The following is a 19,344-nucleotide window of genomic DNA, read 5'->3' as shown; positions in this document are numbered from 1 at the left end:
TTTGGTGCATACTCGTTAGCGAGCTGTTCTGCATAAATTTTATCTGTATTCATGGCTCATTGCCTCCTTTATTTGATGACTCTATGATATTATCAACGGGAGGAAAATTGAACAACACAAAGAGGATTTTGTGTTGAATTCAAAAACTCACAAATTCCGATTTATATTTCTGAATAAAGTATATATGAATAATCAGCGGATTGAAACTTCCTGCTAGTAAATTCTTATATTCAATGTGCAATCAGCATACACCCTGTTTGCTCGTCAAGAAACACAAAAAATCCGTAAGCTTTCTTCCGGGATTAGAAAGTTAACGGATCTTTTTTATATACAGTGCGATAAACTTGAAGTTATCAATATCTTATTCGTAATCAACTCGCTCGATTTTGAAGATTACCGGACGTGTACCATCTGAGCAGCAGGTAATCATTTCATTTTCGTTTTTCATCCAGCATTTCATAATGGAGCCGCCTTGTAAGCCAGTGTAAATATAACGTGAAATAGCATCCCATGCTTCCGAGCAAAACGGCATTTTCGGACCACCAGCAATAGTATCCTTGTTGCCGTTTGTTTTAACCAATGTGTTCAACCCCATATGCCAAAAGTCATCCCGCTCATCGTCACGGTAAAAAACGAACTCATCGCCCACATTATAACAAGGACAGGCACCAGAAGCAGGATCTGCACAGTATTGCTGTTGCAATTCAGGATATAACTTTTTGTCTAAAACTGTTACTTTTACTTTATGTTTCATTATCTTTTCCCCCTAAAAAATTCTGATTTATTTATTACATTACGTTAATTACTCTACAGTAAACGCTGTCCATTCAATGTGGTCATATTCCATCACATCATTCGCTTTTTTCATTCCCAATTTTTCGTAAAATGCAATGGCATTTTTATTCGCAACCAAATATACAGCAATATCCTTTTTACCGCCTGCTAAAGAATGTGCTGTTTTTATCAATTCCGTACCGATTCCCTGGTGTAAATAGTCTCTGTCTACACCTAAATCAGTTATATAAAGCCAATAGGCATAGTCAGTCAATCCAAATAAGACGCCAACAATTTGATTATCCTTGTTTCTTGCAACAAGACTAATTGATACATGATTAACCAGCTTTGCTATCCTTTTTTCGAACCGTTCCTTCGGATACTGTGATCCTAGATCCGTACGCTTTAAAAATTCAATATATTCAATTGAAGATAGTCGCTCTTCCTTAATCTGTATGTCTTTGCACATAAGTGTTTCCTCCATAAATTCCAGATTATCTAAATCTTTCGTATAGGATATCTACTAACCTCTCCTCAAAACAAGAAAAGTGATTATTTTAAACATTATTCATTCTAAGTCTAGGCATGATATCAAATCCGAACTTTTTCTACATATATTTATACATTTATAATACGCATTATACAATACAAAAAGTGGCTTTCATCTCCATCACAAGCTATGAAGATGAAAGCCACTTAATACCACAAACCATTATAAAGTAGCCGTCGATACACCGACTCCCACTCCAATTATGATACAGTTTGCATTTCTTATTTATTCTGTTACCTTTTCAATCTAATCTTAATATACATCTTTTTAGAGTACTGCACAAATTTTTTCCAATCAACATGCCCATTTTCTTAAAGATTATAATTAATTTCTTTTCTCAATACACTGTCTTGGACAGATTTCTGCACATCTTCCACAATGAAGACAATGATTTTGATTGATTGATACTGGAATAGAAGATATATCTATGCACTTTTGTGGACATACTGAATAACACAGTTTACATCCAATACATTCCTTTCCAACATAATATCCTGTCTGAACAACTTCTGCTTTCCCGATTGTTATAGTATCCCTCACAATATTTGATGGATTACTGATATCAAAATACTCTCCCTGCGCCTCATATAGCTGAAACACTTCAATTGCATCTTTCGTATCTCCAGGATAGATTTTCTTCATATATGGATTTTTTTCAAACATAATATCAAGATTCTTTTTTTTGATATTCTTTATTTTTCCACGCAAAGACACCGCAATCTTGTCTTTTGTCGCAGATATTGCCACATACTGCTGTTCCATTAACTGCTCATAAAATGCTTTTCCCGTTGCGGTAAGAAAATACACACCTTCTTCATCATAGTACATCATATCTATGATTCTTGTCTGAGGATGTCCGTCTGAACCTATTGTAGCAACTGTAGTTGAATGAATTTCATTCACCAGAATATTAAGATAATCCATTTTTGTCATTTCACAGTCTCTCCTTTCAGTATCCACGTAAGTTTTTTATATATCAACATGGCAATTGCTCCAATTATTAATCCTTTTAAAATATTAAATGGCAATGCATTGAATAGCACAACGTCTAGCTTGGTCTTGATAAAAGGCACAAACTCACCAAACGATGCAATCAACTGTTCCAATGGCATAAACATTTCAAACAACGGCAAAAGTATAAAATAATTTACAATTGCTGCTACTATTCCCATAACAACACTTGATATGACACATGCCCACATCGCCATTTTCTTAGTCTTTTTATATTTGTATATAAAACCAGCAGTCAACACATAGGATGCCCCCATCAAGAAATTGGCAAGTTCACCAATTCCTCCTGTTGATGTTGATACAAGTTGTAATATATTTTTTATCAATTCAATCATCACACCGATTATCGGTCCAAACGCAAATGCTCCAATCAATGCAGGTAAATCAGACAGATCCATTCGTGCAAACGATGGACTCAAAGGAACCGGAAACTCCAAAAATGCCAACACATATGACATAGCTGCTAATAGAGCCGTCATTGTTATTGTCCTTGTAGAAACCAGATTTCCTCTTTTTATATTAGTTGTTGTATTGTTACTCATAAATCTCCTTTTTGTACGATATGCCTGAATTTAAAACAACCCGCAGGACGGGATTTCCTACGGGACTTGCTTTATCATATCTTCTCTCATCCGGACTTTACCGTCGGTTATGGAATTACACCATATCAGCTTTTGCTTGCAGACTATACTGCCGGTCAGGAATTACACCTTGCCCCGAAGACTGTAATTTATCTGTTATTAGAATTCATATGGTGGATTTCCAGAGAAATCAGCGATTACACCATGAGGATTTTCAAGATAGAATACCTCAAAAATAGGATTATCCGCTGTCTGGTACTGTCCCTTAACGATAGGGTTATTCATACATCCTTCCTTTACGCTCATGTTGTTCTCAAATACGGCTTTACCATGAAGACGAATCCAAGCGTATTCAGGTGATGATACTGAGACTTCTACCTCAGGATTTTCCTGCATATCTTTATATACGTCCTTTGTGTTGTTGGTACAGAACCAAAGCTTTCCATCTTGTTCAAAGCAGAACATGAATGGACGACATTTTGCCTTACCATCTGTTCCAACTGTTGCTAAATACTGAACTGGATTTTTCTGTAAAAATTCTACTACTTTCTGCATTTTAAATTACCTCCTATATTTGTTGTAACATCACTTGTTACATCTTACAATCACACTATAACATTCCTTTGTTGTAATGTCAATGGTTACATCTGATTTTTGCAACTTTTTTTTACAGTCGTAAATTAATTATGCCAAGAAAAAAAGGCTTCGGATATCGTGATCCAAAGCCTTCTGTCTGCTACTCTTTGTCTATATATACTGCAATGTCTCTTTTTACATCAGCAAGTGTCATTTCTGAAAGTTTTTCCTCCATTGCCCTCTGCACCTCTAACAATCTCATATCAAGAACATGGTGAATATTCTTTCCTACCGGACATTTCTGATTGGGATTCTCATGAAAATGAAACAATTCTTCATCTGGTGCACATTCCACTGCTTTATACACATCAAGGAATGTTATCTGTTCCAATGGTCTGGTAATTGTTACACCGCCAGTCCCTCTTGCAACTTCAATAAGACCGGCAGCCTTTAACTGTCGCAATATTTTACGGACAATCACAGGATTGGTTCCAATACTGGCCGCCATAAAGTCACTGGTCATCTTCTGGTCTGAAAATGTATCTATACAAGCAAACATATGAATTGCCATTGTAAATCGGCTGGAAATCTGCATTATTAACACCTCTATTTGAGAGTAATCATATCAAAAAATAGATGTAAATTCAATGGTTACATTATCATTAAAAATCGAGTTTAAACATTTGTTCCCTGAAATTTAAGCCTAAGCATATCTCTGTAATAAGCATCAGAACTATCTAAGTCAAAAACCATCAGTCCTACACGATAAATTCTTCCACCCATATATAGTTAGCTACTATTTCCGTTTCCATGTCATTACATACTCTTTTTCTTTGGTAGCTTCATCAAAACCACTATTCTGAATCTCAAATCCTTCTCTTTGATAAAAAGCTATTGCCCGTACATTCTTTTGATATACATTCAAAAATAATTTGTTTCGTTCATTTTTTGCATAATTTAGAAGAGCTTTTCCTATGCCATGCGATCGCATTTCATTCGAAACAAAAATACCCTCAATATATTCATCGTTTAGCCCTACAAATCCCTGTATTTCTTGATTCTTTTCATAAACATAAACAGTTGCCTGCAGCAGCAATTCCTTCACTAATTCAAAATTATTTTGCCAATATTGTGAAGAAATAAAATAATGTGCTGTCACATTCGTGTCCAACCATATATCTGCAACCCTATTTATATCTGCTTTTTGTAATTCTCTAATCATAATGATTGATCTCCTACAACCTCAAATTATACAACAAGGACTGATTTCTCAGTCCTTGTTCATCAATGCGTATGCATACTTTAATACTTTGGCACCATCCATACGACCATAATCTTCCATCGGTATGACTCCAACTGGAATGTGTTTTACTGCCATTTTTTCTTTGATTCTTTTTTCCATGTAACGAATTTGAGGACCCATCAAAATAACATCAATGTGCTCCTCATTTACTTTTTGATCCACTTTCGATACAGGAATCGCAAAGATCTTATCCTTCTTTGACACCTCCTGCATTTTCGTTACTAAAAGACTCGTGCTCATGCCTGCCGCACAAGCTAATAAAATTACTTTTTGTGCCATATTAACGATTAATTGAACGAGCCATCATAGATACGGTATGACGCACTCCTCTTACAGCTTTACTAATAGCCATAATATTTTCAACTGGAGCCACTCCACCATATCCTGCATCTCCAATATGCTGAATATCAACACCACAAATCTTATTCATGATAGCGATATCCTTAATTGTATCTGTATCCGAACCTTCTTGACTTGTACCAATCGCAGAAAGAACTAAACCACCACAAGAATGCACTTCTTTACAAACAGCTTTTAATTCATCCATGCCAAATCCAGGAACTGTTCCTACAGCGGGAACTAAGATCACATCCGCCCCTGCCTTTACAAAACGTTTTGCGATTTCTAAATCTGCCACTGGCTCATCCGATCCTGCACCATGCATTTTACCCGCAATAATCAATCCAGAGAAATTCTCTTTTGTGAATGAGATAGCTTTTTCGATTTGTTCATTCGTTACACCCGTACCTGGATTACCAGTTAGACATACAAAGTCAAAGCCAACTTCATCTAAACGCTTCACTGTTTCTAAATTTAACTGACGACCCTTCGCGATATCTAAACGATCCTCTAACATTTCAGCATCCAAATCTACTGGCTCTAAATTGACTCCGACTGGACGTCCTACTAAACGATGTAGTTCATCTACAAAGTTATCTTTATCATGTTTCAAACCAAAGATGTATGGATTTAAAACATCTAAACAATTCAACAAAATCATATCCGCCCCAAAAGCTCTGGCAATCTCCGCATTAGTGATATCTCCAATAAAACTTTCTCTTGGCGCTACATTTTCAGACAAGATGACACGCCCCTCACTTGCCTTAATACTTTGTTTTAATTCTTGTGCATTCATACTTAGAATTTCTGAAGCATTTGCACTAATCAATCTCTTCATAACTTACTCCTCAAAATCTCCGTGACATTTTGCCACGCATTCTTACTCTTTTGTTCTGTACAACCCTTATAAGCACCTAAATAAGGTGTAAAACCAAGCCTTGAATATAATTTGATGGCACCATAACTTTGAGATTGTGTTGCCAAATACAATGGATACTTGCTAGGAATCAAGTCATACATCATGCATAGTTTAGTCAGCATAGCCTGCGCAAGCTTTTTTTAAGAACTTATACTAATACCTTTAATCTATTAAACTAAAAGTTATTCATTTAATTCAGCCTCAATTTCTTCAATGGTAGGCATACTACCTCTGAACTCTTCTGGTATAAGTTTAGATAATTCATAACTAGAAATACCAAGTGGCTGGCTAGTAGATTCTAATGCATATTGGGCTTCTATTTTATCCATATCTTTACAAATCAATAGTCCCAAAGTAGGGTTATCAGCTTCTGTTTTCATCTGATGATTAACAGCCACAACATAAGTTCCCAATTGACCTGCATAAGAAGAATCAAATTTTCCTGTCTTTATTTCTACAACAACATAGCAATGTCTTTGCGTATTGTAAAATAGCATGTCTATGAATTTTTCAGTATCTCCTACCTCAATTCTCACTTCCTTACCCATATAAGCAAAGCCAGTTCCTAATTCCATAAGAAAATTATTAACTTTATCTATAAGCGCAATCTTTAGTTCTTTTTCATCATACCTTTCACGCAAAGTCAAAAAATCAAAATTATATGGATCCTTCGTAATTGCTTGCGCTAAATCGCTCTGCTCGATTGGAAGTGTATTCGAAAAGTTAGTTATTGCTTTACCCTGGCGTTCATACAAATCCGTCCCTAAGAAGTTTAGCAAAACATCTCTTGACCAATTGTTTTCAATAGTCTTTCTAACATAAAACAATGCCTTTGCAAAATCCCCCTTGCATTTATCAAGTATTACTTTGTTATGTCCCCATGGAATTCTAAAAATGATTTGTAAATCATCCCCAACTCGGGGACAATTTGCATCTGTAATCAATTTATCCTCAACCTGAGGACCAATCATTGCGTCAGGATACATCTCATAAAAATATCTCATATATTTCAAATTTGTTGGAGAAAATGATTTCACATCTGGCAAAATGGATTTTAAATCATCACTCACAGTTTTATAGAATCTTGTTCCATACCCGAACTGTTCACTCATAGACGAAATATCTTTACCAAGCTTCCAATAAAATCTTAGCATCTCATCATTTATCTTCATAGAAGCCCTGATTTGGCTTCTCCTAAAATCAGTGGATATCCCGACGATCCACTCTTTATATTCATTGTCTAACTTAATCAATTCACTCATATATAATCCCTTCTGATTTATCAATTAAGCTTTGCAACGCAAAATCTCTGTGACATTTTGCCACGCATTCTTACTCTTTTGTTCTGTACAACCCTTATAAGCACCTAAATAAGGTGTAAAGCCAAGCCTTGAATATAACTTGATAGCACCATAACTTTGAGATTGTGTTGCCAAATACAATGGATACTTGCTAGGAATCAAGTCATACATCATGCATAGTTTAGTCAGCATAGCCTGCGCAATCTTTTTATGTTGAGCCGATAAGCCAACAGCTACATAATGAACGCGAAGTCTACTCTCTTCAAAGTCATTGCCATACCAAAGTCCAGCACTACCAACTAATTCATCCTTTTCATTTGCGACAAATAAGAAATGCTTAGAAAAGAAATCCTTATCTCTTGTCACCATACTATCCCATTTCTTTCTTGCCTCATATAGATTTTCAAATAAACAAACCTCTGTTTGTAGCTTGCACCAAGCTTCTTTTAAAGATTCATCAAATTCAACATAATGAAATTCCGGATTTAATTCAATCTCTTTACGAATGGTCTTTCTAGCCATCACCATCAATACTTTTTCATAAGGAATACTTGTATCTAATACTGTCATGTCATTCTCCATTTCTAGAATAAGTATAACATAATCTAGCACATTTTAAATGTTATAACATTTACTTGACTTCTCTTTTTTTCCGTTCTAGAATGAAACCGTAAAAAAGAGAGGTAGAAAATTATGAACAAAACACAACTCGCAAATTATTTTGACCACACATTCTTAAAACCATATGCCACTGAAGCTGATCTTACTAAATTATGTAAGGAAGCAAAAGAAATCGGTGCAGCTATGGTTGCGATCAATACAACTTGGACAAAATTCTGTAAAGAACAATTAAAAGGAACAAACGTACATGTAGGAGCTGCCATCAGCTTTCCTTTAGGACAAGCTGGTCTAGCATCTAAAATTGCCGAAACAAAAATTGCGATTGAAGATGGAGCTGACGAAATCGATTATGTCATTGATATTGGACAAGCTAAAATGCACCACTGGGACTACATTAAAGAAGAAATGGAAAGCATTGTTTCGATTTGTAGAGAACACAACGTTATTTCAAAAGTCATCTTTGAAAATTGCTACTTAGAAAAAGATGAAATCAAACAAGTTGCATTAATTGCCAAAGAAGTAAAACCGGACTTCATTAAAACAAGCACAGGCTTTGGAACTGGCGGAGCCACTTTAGAAGATGTTAAATTAATGGTTGAAACCGTAGAAGGACAAGTCAAAGTCAAAGCAGCTGGAGGCATTCGTGACTGGGCAACATGCAAAGCCATGATCGATGCAGGTGCCCAAAGAATTGGAACAAGCTCATCACTAAAAATCTTAGAAGAATTTGAAGCCGAGGCAAAATAACATGAAACCATTTCTTTTAGAACCTATTCCTGATTATACAATTTGGGGAACCAATCATATCTCTAAAGCTAGAGGTATCGATGAAGACTATGGAACTTGGTGGGAAGTCAGTGCCCACCCTTATGGTTCAAACAAAATTGTTGGAACCAACAAAACATTAATGGATGTCATCCAAGAAAATCCAGACGAAATATTAGGAAAAGGCTATACGCTTCATGAAACATTACGATTGGCTTATCTAGACACAAAAGATGCTTTAAGCATTCAAGTTCATCCTGAAGATGACTATGCCCTAGAACATTCAAATGATTATGGAAAATATGAAAGCTGGTATATTCTAGATGCCAAACCAGGCGCTACTCTAGTTGCCGGAACAACAATCAATGATGCAGATGAAATCAAAAATGCATTAATGAACAATGATGTTGAAAAATATCTAAATAAAGTCGAAGTTCATAAAGGAGACTACATCATCATTCCTAGTGGTATGCTTCATGCCTTAGGAAAAGACATCTTAGCTTTAGAAGTAGGTACAAACTCGAACACAACCTATCGTTTCTATGACTACAACCGTAAAGGAAAAGATGGAAAAACACGTCCTTTACATGTCAAAGAATCATTTGATGTCACAGACTTCAATTTAAAACCTACTTTTGTTCCACAAAAACATGAAACACACCGAATTGGAGATTGTCCTAACTTTACCGTAGACGAAGTCTATGCAGATACAGACATCGACTTAACATGTAAAGAACACTACATGATTCTATCCAACATTGATGCAGATTGTACAATCGTATGGAACAACGAAGAAATTGTACTACCACAATATGACAGTCTATTTGTACCATTCGCATCTCAGAAGATCACAATCAAACAAGGAGCACACCTATTAGTGTCAAACCCTAGAAAGGACTAATTATGAAGACAATTTTAGTTACCGGAGCCAACGGCTATATCGCAAGTTTAGTAAGAGCTCATCAAAAAGATAACTTCAACTGGATCTGCATGACAAGAAAGGATGCAGACCTTACAAATCCTGAAGACGTAAAAAGATTTGTAGCATCTCAAGATTTTGACATTTGTTTTCACACAGCCGCCAATGCGACAACTGCATTCTGTAATGAACATCCCGATTTAGTTCATAAAATCAATGTCGAAAGTACACAAGCTATCATTGATTGTTGTAAAGAAAAAGGCGCTAAATTGATTTTCTGTTCCACTGAACAAGCCTTCAACGGAAAAGAAAATCGTGGTCCCTTTAAAGAAGACGAACCATTAAGTGCTGTGACTGTATATGGACAAAATAAAATTGAATGTGAAGAATTGATTCAAAACCAATTGGATGATGCGATCATCTTACGCTTTACATGGATGATGGGACTAAGCTATCCAGGTATTAAGGCAAGTCCAAGCATTATAAAAAATGTCATGAATGCTCTAATTAGCCATACTCCAACATTATTTACTGTGAATGAAAAACGCGGTATGACCTATGCCAAGCATCTAGCTACTCAATTTGATAAGATCACAGAACTTGAACCAGGCATTTATCATGTGGCATCCAAAAACACTATGACTACATATGAATCCGCAAAATATGTAGCTAAAGCTTTAGGTGCAAGTGATGAACTCATTGAAGAAATCATTTTACCAAACAACGAACGCTACCAAGATCGATTCAGAGATTATCGTTTAGATAGTGAAAAACTAGAAAGTCTTGGAATTCATTTTGCGACATTTGAAGAAGACGTAAATGAAATTTTAATGGATTTTGGATGGAAGAAAAGTTAGAATAGTCTATAGGAGGCTATTTATGACTATACTTGAGGAAAACGTTAAAAAATATTACCAAAACGGATACAACTGTTCAGAAACACTACTTCATGTCTGCAATGAAACCTATCAATTAGATATTTCAGAAGAAGACATGAAAATGATGGCTGGATTTGGTGGCGGCATGTTTATTGGAAGTACATGCGGTGCATTAGTCGGATCGGTTGCTGCCCTATCAAAAATGGTTTGTAAGACAAAAGCACACGAAATGTTACCAGAATTAAGACCGTTAATTCAAAAACATACACGCAACTTTAAAGAACTATTAGGCAGTCTAGATTGTGCCCACATTAAACCAGTACATCACAGTACAGATCCAAACATCAAATGTATGAACACTTGTTTATTAGCGGCAAAAGCCCTAGAAAAAACAATTGAGGAAGAACACCTATTATAGGATTCTTCCTCTTTTCTTATATTCGTAATAACCGATCTACTCGATGAATCAAATCTTGTTGAATACTAAAATCAACTTCGATTCCATCCTCTTTATATTCCTGCTTATGCACCTTACCATTGGTATGAATATAGTCAAGTACACTGACCTTTTCATAAGGAATCACAACATGCAAAGTTTCCATATGAAATAATTCTTTTTCAATTTCCTGCTTTAAAAATTCAATACTCGATTTTTCTTTGGCACAAATATAAATACGATCCTCTACTCGTTTTGGATATTCAATATTTGTCTGATCACACTTATTGTAGACATACAAATATGGAACTTTCTCACAACCAATCTCTTTTAATGTTTCTTCACACACCTGAAGTTTGCTGTCCTTATGTTCATTTGAAATATCCACGACTTTTAAAATCAAATCCGAAACCACCGCTTCTTCAAGTGTAGAATGAAAGGCCTGCACTAAACTATGTGGTAAATCACTAATAAATCCAACTGTATCACTTAAAGTAAATACATTATGATTCTCTGTTTCAATTTGACGTGTTGAAGTTGTCAAAGTCGCAAACAACATATCCTTTTCAAATACCGACTTTTCTTCATTCACAAACCCATTCATAATACTCGATTTACCAGCATTCGTATACCCTGTAAGTGCTACACTTTTGATCATGCCCTTTTTACGCTGATTACGCTGCACACTTCTTTGCGTATGGATCTTATCCAATTCTTTTTCGACAAAATGAATCTTACCCTCAATTCTTCGTGCATCCAGTTCAATCTTCTTTTCTCCTGTTCCCTTGTTTCTAGAACCACCACGCTGTCTATCCATATGTTTATAGCTTCCTTGAAGTCTTGGTAATAAATATTTTAGTCTTGCACACTCCACCTGAAGCATACTCTCCTTTGTCTTTGCACGAGACGCAAAGATTTCTAGAATCAAAGCACTCTTATCCATGACTTCACAATCAAAAAAGTCCGATAAATTTCTTTGTACCGAAGGCGAAATGGCTTCTAATACAAGAACCATACTACATTCTTTGTCTTCGAGAATACGTTTCACCTCTTCAATCTTACCAGGATTCATATAATACTTTTTATGCGGATGCTCCAGATTCTGTGATACACTCATACAAATATCAATATCACACGCTAGAGCTAATTCTTTCATTTCTTCCATTCTCTCTTCAAAAGAATGGCTTGTGTATGTCTGTACACCAATCAATATTGCTTTTTCCATAAATGTATTTTATCATACGATGCTAAAATGTTATAATATTTCATGAGGTGAATTTACATGAAAATTGCTTATTTAATGCACTATATGAAAAATAATTTTGAAGAAATCACAGAAAATCTAGATATATTAATCAATCAAGGAGACGATGTTTATATCATGGTAAACGATGATGATTTACGTGATGATTTGATTCTATCCTATTGCGATACACCACAGTTACATGTTGCCCATCACCAACAAACAGCCCTTCCAGCCGATATGTCATTACCTAGAGGATTTATCGTATTGATGAAAGATGCTTTAGAATATGAAAAAGAAGATGGATCCTTTACTTATGATCGATTCATCACAATGACAGATGGTATGATCCCGACAAAATCTAAAGCGAAACTTATCGAATATTTAGAAGCACATGAAGATGAAGATATCTATTATGAAGTAGATAATTCAGATGATAATGAAGAAGTTAAGAAAAGATTTGAAAACTATGCCTTCTTTACAAACTCTTATGATTTCCAAAAATCAAAAACCATTCGTGCTATGAACAAAATGACATCCAGTCTTGTTCATTCCTTTAAAAAACGTGAAATTGAAGACACAATCTATATCAGCTATCCTTGGTTTGTACTTACACATGAAAGTGCTGAAGTTTTGGCCGATAATCTAGCCTATTGTTCAAATACATTTAAAATGTGTTTATATCCAGAAGAAATGGCCATTGCGACAATGTTACACAAATTCTCAAATGTAGATCATCATAATGAAAACATTTGGGCAACCGGAAAAGATGGAGAATACAAACTTCAAAAGCCAATGGAAAATGTGGAATTAGACGCAATCCATGACTCTACTTATTTTGCAGCTCTAGCTCATAGTGAAGATAATCTTCAAGTTTATGAAGACTATTTTGATGCCTACACATGCGAATCGTAATTGTTTCAGATAATCATGGAAATGTGGATATTCTAAAAATTATATATCACATCTATTCTTCACTCTATAAAGAAGATGTGAAATTTATTCATTTGGGAGATTCACAAACCACAAATATCAATGACTTAAATGGCTTTATATGTGTCAAAGGAAACAATGATACATTAGATTTACCAATACGCCAAAGATTAACTGTTTTAGACAAACGCATCCATTTCTCACATGGAGATGAAGGTTTAGATGAAATAAAAAGAGATATCGATCAACATCATCCCGATATCTATCTTTATGGACATACACATTTAGTCAAAGAACAAATCTACAACAATTGTCTGATTCTTAATCCTGGATCCATTACACTTCCTAGAGATGACTGGCATGGATCGTATATCATTCTAACAATCGATAAGAAAGTCACATATAAAGTAGTTCGAATTAATGTAGAAACTTTCTTGAAACAATATCAATGCTTCATTAATTAAGGCAGCCAAATCAATGGCTGCCTGTTTTCTTTTATTTATTAATAAATTGTTTTGCGAAATTCCATGTATCTCTACACATATCATCTAGATTCTTTTCAGCTACCCAACCAAGTTGTTCTTTAGCTCTTGTTGGATCTGCATAACAAGTCGCAATATCACCCGGACGTCTAGGTTTGATGACATACGGAATCTTGATACCATTCACTCTTTCAAAGGCATGTACAATATCTAATACACTATAGCCGTGGCCTGTTCCCAAGTTACAAATATGTACACCTGGTGTATTGTATTTTTCAATTGCCAATACATGACCCTTCGCTAAATCGACCACATGAATATAGTCACGAACACCCGTTCCATCTGGCGTATCATAATCATCTCCAAATACACCAAGTTCTGGAAGTTCTCCAGTCGCAACCTTCATAATATAAGGCATCAAGTTATTTGGGATTCCCTTAGGATTTTCACCAATCAAGCCAGACTCATGCGCTCCAATTGGATTGAAATAACGAAGTAATGTTACACTCATTTCAGGATTGGCGAACTGCACATCCTTTAAAATTCTTTCCATCATCGCCTTAGTCGAACCATATGGATTGGTTGTTTCACCAAGCTTGCAATCCTCTGTTAAAGGAACCACTTCAGGATCTCCATAAACCGTTGCACTTGAACTAAATACAATACTAGGCACATGATATTTTTTCATCATCTTGGCAACAATCAATGTTGTCATTAGGTTATTTGTATAATACTCAATTGGCTTTTGAACACTTTCACCAACCGCTTTAAAAGCTGCACAATGAATAACCGCATCCAATTTATTTTCTGCAAATACAGCCTCTGTCTTTTCCTCATCTAAGACATTAAATTCATAAAACTTAACATGTTTTCCAGTGATCTTATAAATGGAATCCAAAACATCTGGTTTTGAATTAGAGAAATCATCAATTACGACAACGTCATAACCACTTTCTAATAATTCAACACAAATATGACTACCAATATATCCGGTTCCACCAGTTACTAAAATATTCATTAGTCAATAACCTTGCAGCCACCTAGTTTTCTTACTTTTAAGATGTGGCAGCTTCCCTTTCCAAATACTTTTTCAATTTCTTCTTTATATGTTTCTACATAACTATTTTCAACAAAGGCTTGAATCGTTCCGGCAAAACCTCCACCATGAACTCGACATACACCATGATCTTTTAAAATCATTTCAGACATAGCTAAACCTAAAGATACAGCCTGGTTCTTATAGTCAAAGTCTGCATATACGTTTTGAAGGAACTTGTAACTTGAGTTTCCTGATTCTTGAATCAATGTTTTAAAACCTTCAAAATCATCCTTATTCAATCTTTCTACGATTGTATTGACACGTCTATTTTCATTAAAGAAATGAATCGCTCTTAAGATGGCACGATCATTATTTAAAGCTGTTCTTAAGCTCGCAATATTTGAGTAGAACTCATCTTCATCGACTTCACGAAGAACTTCCTTACCAAAATAGTGAGCTACCTCTTTCATTTCTGTAGGTACAGCACCATAGGCATCTGTTAAATCGGCATGACTTCCTTTAGTATCTACAATACATAAGCTGTGATCATATTTTGAGAAATCTACATTTACGCTATTTACGATTGGATTTGAAGTATCTTTAAAATCGATAGAAATCAATCCTCCAACTGCACATGCACATTGATCCATCAATCCACATGGTTTACCAAAGTATACATTTTCTGCATATTGACCCACTTTGGCAATTGTGACCATATCAATCTTCATATCATTGTATAGTCCATCAATAATTGTACCGATGATTGTTTCAAATGCAGCTGAACTAGAAAGTCCTGCTCCCATCAACACATCACTCGTAATGAAGGCAGTAAATCCACCTACGTTATAACCTAATTCTTTTAATTTAGAAACTACACCACGAATCAAAGCTTCACTTGTTCCTAGTTCATTTTCTTTTTTATCTAAATCATTCAAATCAATTGGCTGAATATCAAATTCATCAGAGATTACTTTAATTACATTATCCTGTTTAGATACAATTCCAATCGCATCTAAGTTGATAGATCCTGCAAGTACACAACCATGTTGGTGGTCTGTGTGATTTCCTGAGATTTCACTTCTTCCAGCAGCACTGTAAATACTAACTTCATCATCTCCAAATAAAGTTTGGTATTTATCTAATGCAGCAGCATAACGTTGTTTTTGATAGTCTAATAAACTTGGATCTGCATATAGATCTTCAATTAATACATCATATTTTCCTGTTAATACTTGTTCTTTAATTTCTGTTGTTTTCATTTTCTTACCTCAAATGTATATGTTGTTTCTTCTTCAAATACTTGTCCTGCTTTTAATAAAACTTTTGGATTCTCTTCCTTATGAATCGAATCGGCAATATAGCTTGTTTCAATACACAATCCATCTTGTGGATGCATGATCTTACCATATTTATCTGTTTGTCCATCTAAGTAGTTGGCACTATAGATTTGTGCCGTTGGATATGTAGTCGATACTTTTAATTCAATGCCACTTAGTGGGCTATATAAACACACTTGATTTTCTTTTGTATCAAATACATATGGATGATCATAACCTCTTGCACTAATTAATTGTTCATCATCTGCATGAATAGAATCTCCAATTCTTCTTTCTGCATTAAAATCAAATGCCGTATCCTTCACATCTTTTAATTCACCTGTATATAATCCATCTGGATCCACACAGCCAAATTTAGATGCTGAAATTTGTAACGTATGATCATCAATATTCGATGCATGTCCATTTAAATTGAAATAGCCATGGTTTGTGATATTGATCAACGTATCCTTGTCGCTAACTCCACTATATTGAATATGAAGACTTGCTCCATCCAACCAATAGATCGCATAGAAATCTAAAGTTCCTGGATAGCCTTCTTCTCCATCTTTTGATACATAGTGGAATTTAACACCATCTTCAATCAAAGAATAATCAAATACTTTATAAGAGAATCCCTCAATGCCTCCATGTAGTGAGTTAGGACCATTATTGATAGGTACATGATATTCTGTGCCATTAATTGTGAATGTTCCTTTTTCAATACGATTACAAACTCGTCCTACTAAAGCATTTAAATAAGTGCCATCTCGTTTTTGATAATCTTCAACATGTTCAAATCCTAAAATACAATCACAATCTTGACCATTCTTATCTTTCGTTACAATTTTTAAAAGTGTACAACCAAAATTTGTGACTTCTACAGTTAAGTGTGAATTGGAAATCGATAAAACATCAATTCCATTTTCTAATCTTTCTTTTACTTCTACCATAATGTCTCCACAAAACGGCTAAATCCGTCCATCCCTTCATCGTCCATTTTAAATACACCTGCATTCTCTAATACACATACAAATTTCTTTGTGACTTCCATTTCCATGAATGTATCAATATTTGTATAAGAGCATGTTTTTAGGTGTGCATACCAGTCTTTATGTTTTTCAAGTTCTGGATAAGAATCAAAATCTGCTTTTCCAGATAAACATAATTTAATTTGTTCCAACTCTGTTTTTAATCGTGCTGGCAAAATTGCCAATCCCATCACTTCAATCAAACCAATATTTTCTTTTTTGATATGGTGATGTTCTGAGTGAGGATGGAAGATACCTAATGGATATTCTTCTGTAGTACGATTATTTCGTAAAACTACATCCATTTGATATTTGCCATCTTTCTTTCTTACAATTGGCGTTACTGTATTGTGACGAACACCATCTTCATTAGCGATAATATCCAAACCTTCATCACTGTATGTACACCATGTTTCAAAGATTTTAGTAGCTAGATCCAATACGTTTTCTTTCGATTCAGATGTTAATCGAAGTGTAGATAATGGCCAGTAAAGCATATCTACTTGTACATCCTTATATGTATAACTCTTAACAACTTTTGCGTCTTCCATTGGGAAATGATGTCTTCCACCTTGGTAGTGGTCATGACTTAAGATGGATCCACCAACGATAGGAAGATCTGCATTGCTTCCAATCATATAGTGTGGGAATTTATCAATAAATGCGAATAAATTCTCAAATGTAGTACGATTCATCTTCATTGGAGTATGGTCACTATTAAATACGATACAGTGCTCATTGTAGTATACATATGGTGAATACTGTAAATTGTATGTATGTCCATTTAAATCTAATGGAATAATACGATGTGTTTGTCTTGCGGGATGATTTAAGTTTCCGGCAAAGCCAACATTTTCTTTGCATAATAAACATGCAGGATATGAAGTACTTACGGCATTTTTTGCCTTTGCGATTTCCTTAGGATCCTTTTCTGGTTTAGACAAGTTGATTGTGATCTGAATATCGCCATACTTACAGAAATGTTCAAAGCTAATATTCTTATCAATTCTTGATTTACGAATATAGTTTGAATCAATACTTAACTTATAAAAGTAATCTGTTGCACTTTTAGGATCAGAAGAATATAAATCATTAAATATATTCACAACTTCACTTGGTCTAGGCATTACACAATTCATAATACGCGTATCTAGTAGATCTTTTTCTGTTACAGTATCTTGAATCATGCCTTTTTCAACTGCATAATCCAACATAAAGTCTAAAATCTCATAGATAGAACAGTCTTCTACTACTTCTTTTTTAAATTCATTGATGCCAAATAGGTCAATCAATAAATTTGCAGAATAATCATAATCGTATTTCTCGATCATTCCATTTTTTAAAGCATACTCTAACAATTGGTTAATTTTTGTGTTCATTATTTCTCCTTCCATATAAACAAAATCAATCATTTTTATTACAGCCAAATCCCTTTCCCTGCTACACTATCCACAAAAATAATGATCAATTATTCATTTATTTATATACGGCCCATCATCAATATTATGCAGATATGGTTATAAATTTAAGATTTGCCCATTCAGTTTTAGTGTAAGCGTTTTCTTTATCTGTGTCAACATATTCAAACATAATTTAAACACAGATGTTAGATTTAGGTTTCAAACAATGATTACTTGTTTGTTTTTGTTTATTTGATGTTTTATTTATACAAAAAGCCATTCTGGTATGAATGGCTCTTATTTAAAATTTTCAAAAGAATCAATCACTTGTACAACTCCAGGAAGCTTTTCGTATTCTTCTTTTTTATTGGCAGAATCCACAACGACAATATTATGACATCCTGCTTTATAGGCACTTGAGATTCCACTAATACTATCTTCGATAATCAAACAATCTTGAATATCCACTCCAATATTATGAGCTGCCTTTTTAAACATTGCAATCTTGTTTTCATACGTTCCATCATCATAGACAATCCTAGATGGCTCAATCCATTTATCCAGATGAAACGATTCGACAAAGAAATCAATATTTGGCTTGATAGATGCAGATGCGATTGTGAATGGAATATTTGATTCTTTTAAATAATCAAAATATTCTTTAGCTCCCTTTACTAAATGAAATGTTGCCTGATCCTCTTTACAAAATTGGCGATAATATTCTTCTTTTAACTGCGAATATTTTTCCATTTCGGATGGATCACACGTTCCACCAAACATATATTCAACAACTTTATTGTTTGGTACACCATTAATATGTTCATGAAGTTCTTCTTCATCAATTCCATGATGACGAATATCTTGTGATATTTTTGACCATGCCAAAATATGTTTTGGATTGTCAAAAAACAATGTTCCATTAAAATC

General features: G+C 34.6%; 24 protein-coding genes and 1 riboswitch. Of the genes, 6 read left to right on the top strand and 18 right to left on the bottom strand.

Annotated elements, in window-relative coordinates:
- Positions 1–361 precede the first annotated feature (361 nt).
- The 12 genes from Q0F04_RS08345 to Q0F04_RS08290 all read right to left on the bottom strand — a co-directional run bounded on the left by Q0F04_RS08345 (position 362) and on the right by Q0F04_RS08290 (position 7,924).
- Positions 362–754, bottom strand: coding sequence for a TIGR04076 family protein (locus Q0F04_RS08345; protein WP_295752257.1), 393 nt, complete (start codon positions 752–754; stop codon positions 362–364).
- A 48-nt stretch (positions 755–802) separates the two neighbouring features.
- Complete coding sequence (locus Q0F04_RS08340; RefSeq protein ID WP_295752256.1) at positions 803–1,243, bottom strand: GNAT family N-acetyltransferase; 441 nt, start codon at positions 1,241–1,243, stop codon at positions 803–805.
- A gap of 405 nt (positions 1,244–1,648) precedes the next feature.
- Positions 1,649–2,257, bottom strand: a complete 609-nt coding sequence (locus Q0F04_RS08335) for a 4Fe-4S binding protein (protein WP_295752255.1) — start codon at positions 2,255–2,257, stop codon at positions 1,649–1,651.
- The gene (locus tag Q0F04_RS08330; RefSeq protein ID WP_295752253.1) at positions 2,254–2,877 is read right to left on the bottom strand and encodes an ECF transporter S component; all 624 of its coding nucleotides are present in this window, start codon (positions 2,875–2,877) and stop codon (positions 2,254–2,256) included. Before Q0F04_RS08330 ends, Q0F04_RS08335 begins: the two co-directional genes overlap by 4 nt.
- 74 nt (positions 2,878–2,951) lie before the next feature.
- Positions 2,952–3,063: riboswitch (FMN riboswitch) on the bottom strand.
- Positions 3,064–3,075: 12 nt separating this feature from the next.
- Positions 3,076–3,471 carry a pyridoxamine 5'-phosphate oxidase family protein gene (locus Q0F04_RS08325; RefSeq protein ID WP_295752250.1) on the bottom strand — a complete coding sequence of 132 codons (396 nt, stop codon included), beginning with the start codon at positions 3,469–3,471 and terminating at the stop codon, positions 3,076–3,078.
- Between the two features lie 181 nt (positions 3,472–3,652).
- Positions 3,653–4,087 (bottom strand): Rrf2 family transcriptional regulator, encoded by a 435-nt coding sequence (locus Q0F04_RS08320; protein WP_295752247.1) that lies wholly within the window; start codon positions 4,085–4,087, stop codon positions 3,653–3,655.
- Positions 4,088–4,288: 201 nt separating this feature from the next.
- The gene (locus Q0F04_RS08315; protein ID WP_295752244.1) at positions 4,289–4,714 is read right to left on the bottom strand and encodes an N-acetyltransferase; all 426 of its coding nucleotides are present in this window, start codon (positions 4,712–4,714) and stop codon (positions 4,289–4,291) included.
- A gap of 48 nt (positions 4,715–4,762) precedes the next feature.
- Entirely contained in the window at positions 4,763–5,074 is a 312-nt protein-coding gene (locus tag Q0F04_RS08310; protein ID WP_295752242.1) for a PTS sugar transporter subunit IIB, read from the bottom strand.
- 1 nt (position 5,075) lies between these two features.
- On the bottom strand, positions 5,076–5,972 hold the full coding sequence (locus tag Q0F04_RS08305) for a haloacid dehalogenase-like hydrolase (protein WP_295752240.1): 897 nt from the start codon (positions 5,970–5,972) through the stop codon (positions 5,076–5,078).
- Positions 5,969–6,175, bottom strand: a complete 207-nt coding sequence (locus Q0F04_RS08300; protein ID WP_295752237.1) for a hypothetical protein — start codon at positions 6,173–6,175, stop codon at positions 5,969–5,971. The genes Q0F04_RS08305 and Q0F04_RS08300 overlap by 4 nt, the downstream gene beginning before the upstream one ends.
- Positions 6,176–6,235: 60 nt before the next feature.
- Entirely contained in the window at positions 6,236–7,315 is a 1,080-nt protein-coding gene (locus tag Q0F04_RS08295; protein ID WP_295752235.1) for a PDDEXK nuclease domain-containing protein, read from the bottom strand.
- 24 nt (positions 7,316–7,339) lie between these two features.
- A complete protein-coding gene (locus tag Q0F04_RS08290; protein WP_295752232.1) occupies positions 7,340–7,924 on the bottom strand; it encodes a GNAT family N-acetyltransferase in 585 nt (194 codons plus the stop codon).
- A 123-nt stretch (positions 7,925–8,047) separates the two neighbouring features.
- Here Q0F04_RS08290 and deoC point away from each other — a divergent pair, with 123 nt between their 5' ends.
- The 4 genes from deoC to Q0F04_RS08270 are packed head-to-tail and all read left to right on the top strand — an operon-like array spanning position 8,048 to position 10,955.
- On the top strand, positions 8,048–8,722 hold the full coding sequence (gene deoC / locus Q0F04_RS08285; protein WP_295752230.1) for a deoxyribose-phosphate aldolase: 675 nt from the start codon (positions 8,048–8,050) through the stop codon (positions 8,720–8,722).
- 1 nt (position 8,723) lies between these two features.
- Positions 8,724–9,641 carry a type I phosphomannose isomerase catalytic subunit gene (locus Q0F04_RS08280; RefSeq protein ID WP_295752228.1) on the top strand — a complete coding sequence of 306 codons (918 nt, stop codon included), beginning with the start codon at positions 8,724–8,726 and terminating at the stop codon, positions 9,639–9,641.
- Between the two features lie 2 nt (positions 9,642–9,643).
- Positions 9,644–10,516, top strand: coding sequence for a sugar nucleotide-binding protein (locus Q0F04_RS08275; RefSeq protein ID WP_295752225.1), 873 nt, complete (start codon positions 9,644–9,646; stop codon positions 10,514–10,516).
- A 22-nt stretch (positions 10,517–10,538) separates the two neighbouring features.
- Complete coding sequence (locus Q0F04_RS08270) at positions 10,539–10,955, top strand: C-GCAxxG-C-C family (seleno)protein (protein ID WP_295752222.1); 417 nt, start codon at positions 10,539–10,541, stop codon at positions 10,953–10,955.
- A 16-nt stretch (positions 10,956–10,971) separates the two neighbouring features.
- Here the strand turns inward: Q0F04_RS08270 and hflX are convergent, their stop codons facing one another.
- Complete coding sequence (gene hflX / locus Q0F04_RS08265; protein WP_295752219.1) at positions 10,972–12,198, bottom strand: GTPase HflX; 1,227 nt, start codon at positions 12,196–12,198, stop codon at positions 10,972–10,974.
- 57 nt (positions 12,199–12,255) lie between these two features.
- On the opposite strand from hflX, the gene Q0F04_RS08260 reads away from it, so the two are divergent.
- Together Q0F04_RS08260 and Q0F04_RS08255 are read left to right on the top strand one after the other, a co-directional pair.
- A complete protein-coding gene (locus Q0F04_RS08260) occupies positions 12,256–13,131 on the top strand; it encodes a beta-1,6-N-acetylglucosaminyltransferase (RefSeq protein WP_295752216.1) in 876 nt (291 codons plus the stop codon).
- Positions 13,119–13,613 (top strand): metallophosphoesterase family protein, encoded by a 495-nt coding sequence (locus tag Q0F04_RS08255; RefSeq protein ID WP_295752214.1) that lies wholly within the window; start codon positions 13,119–13,121, stop codon positions 13,611–13,613. Before Q0F04_RS08260 ends, Q0F04_RS08255 begins: the two co-directional genes overlap by 13 nt.
- A 31-nt stretch (positions 13,614–13,644) precedes the next feature.
- On the opposite strand, the gene galE is transcribed toward Q0F04_RS08255, so the two are convergent.
- The 5 genes from galE to Q0F04_RS08230 form a co-directional block, all read right to left on the bottom strand.
- Positions 13,645–14,649, bottom strand: a complete 1,005-nt coding sequence (galE, locus tag Q0F04_RS08250; protein ID WP_295752211.1) for a UDP-glucose 4-epimerase GalE — start codon at positions 14,647–14,649, stop codon at positions 13,645–13,647.
- Complete coding sequence (locus tag Q0F04_RS08245; RefSeq protein WP_295752209.1) at positions 14,649–15,929, bottom strand: galactokinase family protein; 1,281 nt, start codon at positions 15,927–15,929, stop codon at positions 14,649–14,651. Before Q0F04_RS08245 ends, galE begins: the two co-directional genes overlap by 1 nt.
- Positions 15,926–16,939 carry an aldose epimerase family protein gene (locus Q0F04_RS08240; RefSeq protein WP_295752206.1) on the bottom strand — a complete coding sequence of 338 codons (1,014 nt, stop codon included), beginning with the start codon at positions 16,937–16,939 and terminating at the stop codon, positions 15,926–15,928. Before Q0F04_RS08240 ends, Q0F04_RS08245 begins: the two co-directional genes overlap by 4 nt.
- A complete protein-coding gene (locus Q0F04_RS08235; RefSeq protein WP_295752203.1) occupies positions 16,933–18,396 on the bottom strand; it encodes a UDP-glucose--hexose-1-phosphate uridylyltransferase in 1,464 nt (487 codons plus the stop codon). Before Q0F04_RS08235 ends, Q0F04_RS08240 begins: the two co-directional genes overlap by 7 nt.
- A 318-nt stretch (positions 18,397–18,714) precedes the next feature.
- On the bottom strand, positions 18,715–19,344 hold a 630-nt coding region (locus Q0F04_RS08230; protein ID WP_295752200.1), incomplete at its 5' end, for an HAD family phosphatase.

The sequence above is a fragment of the uncultured Holdemanella sp. genome (genome assembly GCF_934772795.1).
Taxonomy (GTDB): domain Bacteria; phylum Bacillota_I; class Bacilli_A; order Erysipelotrichales; family Erysipelotrichaceae; genus Holdemanella.
This window is presented reverse-complemented; position numbering and strand designations above follow the sequence as displayed.

Coding starts and splice junctions, on each gene's coding strand:
- Q0F04_RS08345 (WP_295752257.1), bottom strand. CDS start 754: ATGAAACATAAAGTAAAAGTAACAGTTTTAGACAAAAAGTTATATCCT.
- Q0F04_RS08340 (WP_295752256.1), bottom strand. CDS start 1,243: ATGTGCAAAGACATACAGATTAAGGAAGAGCGACTATCTTCAATTGAA.
- Q0F04_RS08335 (WP_295752255.1), bottom strand. CDS start 2,257: ATGACAAAAATGGATTATCTTAATATTCTGGTGAATGAAATTCATTCA.
- Q0F04_RS08330 (WP_295752253.1), bottom strand. CDS start 2,877: ATGAGTAACAATACAACAACTAATATAAAAAGAGGAAATCTGGTTTCT.
- Q0F04_RS08325 (WP_295752250.1), bottom strand. CDS start 3,471: ATGCAGAAAGTAGTAGAATTTTTACAGAAAAATCCAGTTCAGTATTTA.
- Q0F04_RS08320 (WP_295752247.1), bottom strand. CDS start 4,087: ATGCAGATTTCCAGCCGATTTACAATGGCAATTCATATGTTTGCTTGT.
- Q0F04_RS08315 (WP_295752244.1), bottom strand. CDS start 4,714: ATGATTAGAGAATTACAAAAAGCAGATATAAATAGGGTTGCAGATATA.
- Q0F04_RS08310 (WP_295752242.1), bottom strand. CDS start 5,074: ATGGCACAAAAAGTAATTTTATTAGCTTGTGCGGCAGGCATGAGCACG.
- Q0F04_RS08305 (WP_295752240.1), bottom strand. CDS start 5,972: ATGAAGAGATTGATTAGTGCAAATGCTTCAGAAATTCTAAGTATGAAT.
- Q0F04_RS08300 (WP_295752237.1), bottom strand. CDS start 6,175: ATGCTGACTAAACTATGCATGATGTATGACTTGATTCCTAGCAAGTAT.
- Q0F04_RS08295 (WP_295752235.1), bottom strand. CDS start 7,315: ATGAGTGAATTGATTAAGTTAGACAATGAATATAAAGAGTGGATCGTC.
- Q0F04_RS08290 (WP_295752232.1), bottom strand. CDS start 7,924: ATGACAGTATTAGATACAAGTATTCCTTATGAAAAAGTATTGATGGTG.
- deoC (WP_295752230.1), top strand. CDS start 8,048: ATGAACAAAACACAACTCGCAAATTATTTTGACCACACATTCTTAAAA.
- Q0F04_RS08280 (WP_295752228.1), top strand. CDS start 8,724: ATGAAACCATTTCTTTTAGAACCTATTCCTGATTATACAATTTGGGGA.
- Q0F04_RS08275 (WP_295752225.1), top strand. CDS start 9,644: ATGAAGACAATTTTAGTTACCGGAGCCAACGGCTATATCGCAAGTTTA.
- Q0F04_RS08270 (WP_295752222.1), top strand. CDS start 10,539: ATGACTATACTTGAGGAAAACGTTAAAAAATATTACCAAAACGGATAC.
- hflX (WP_295752219.1), bottom strand. CDS start 12,198: ATGGAAAAAGCAATATTGATTGGTGTACAGACATACACAAGCCATTCT.
- Q0F04_RS08260 (WP_295752216.1), top strand. CDS start 12,256: ATGAAAATTGCTTATTTAATGCACTATATGAAAAATAATTTTGAAGAA.
- Q0F04_RS08255 (WP_295752214.1), top strand. CDS start 13,119: ATGCGAATCGTAATTGTTTCAGATAATCATGGAAATGTGGATATTCTA.
- galE (WP_295752211.1), bottom strand. CDS start 14,649: ATGAATATTTTAGTAACTGGTGGAACCGGATATATTGGTAGTCATATT.
- Q0F04_RS08245 (WP_295752209.1), bottom strand. CDS start 15,929: ATGAAAACAACAGAAATTAAAGAACAAGTATTAACAGGAAAATATGAT.
- Q0F04_RS08240 (WP_295752206.1), bottom strand. CDS start 16,939: ATGGTAGAAGTAAAAGAAAGATTAGAAAATGGAATTGATGTTTTATCG.
- Q0F04_RS08235 (WP_295752203.1), bottom strand. CDS start 18,396: ATGAACACAAAAATTAACCAATTGTTAGAGTATGCTTTAAAAAATGGA.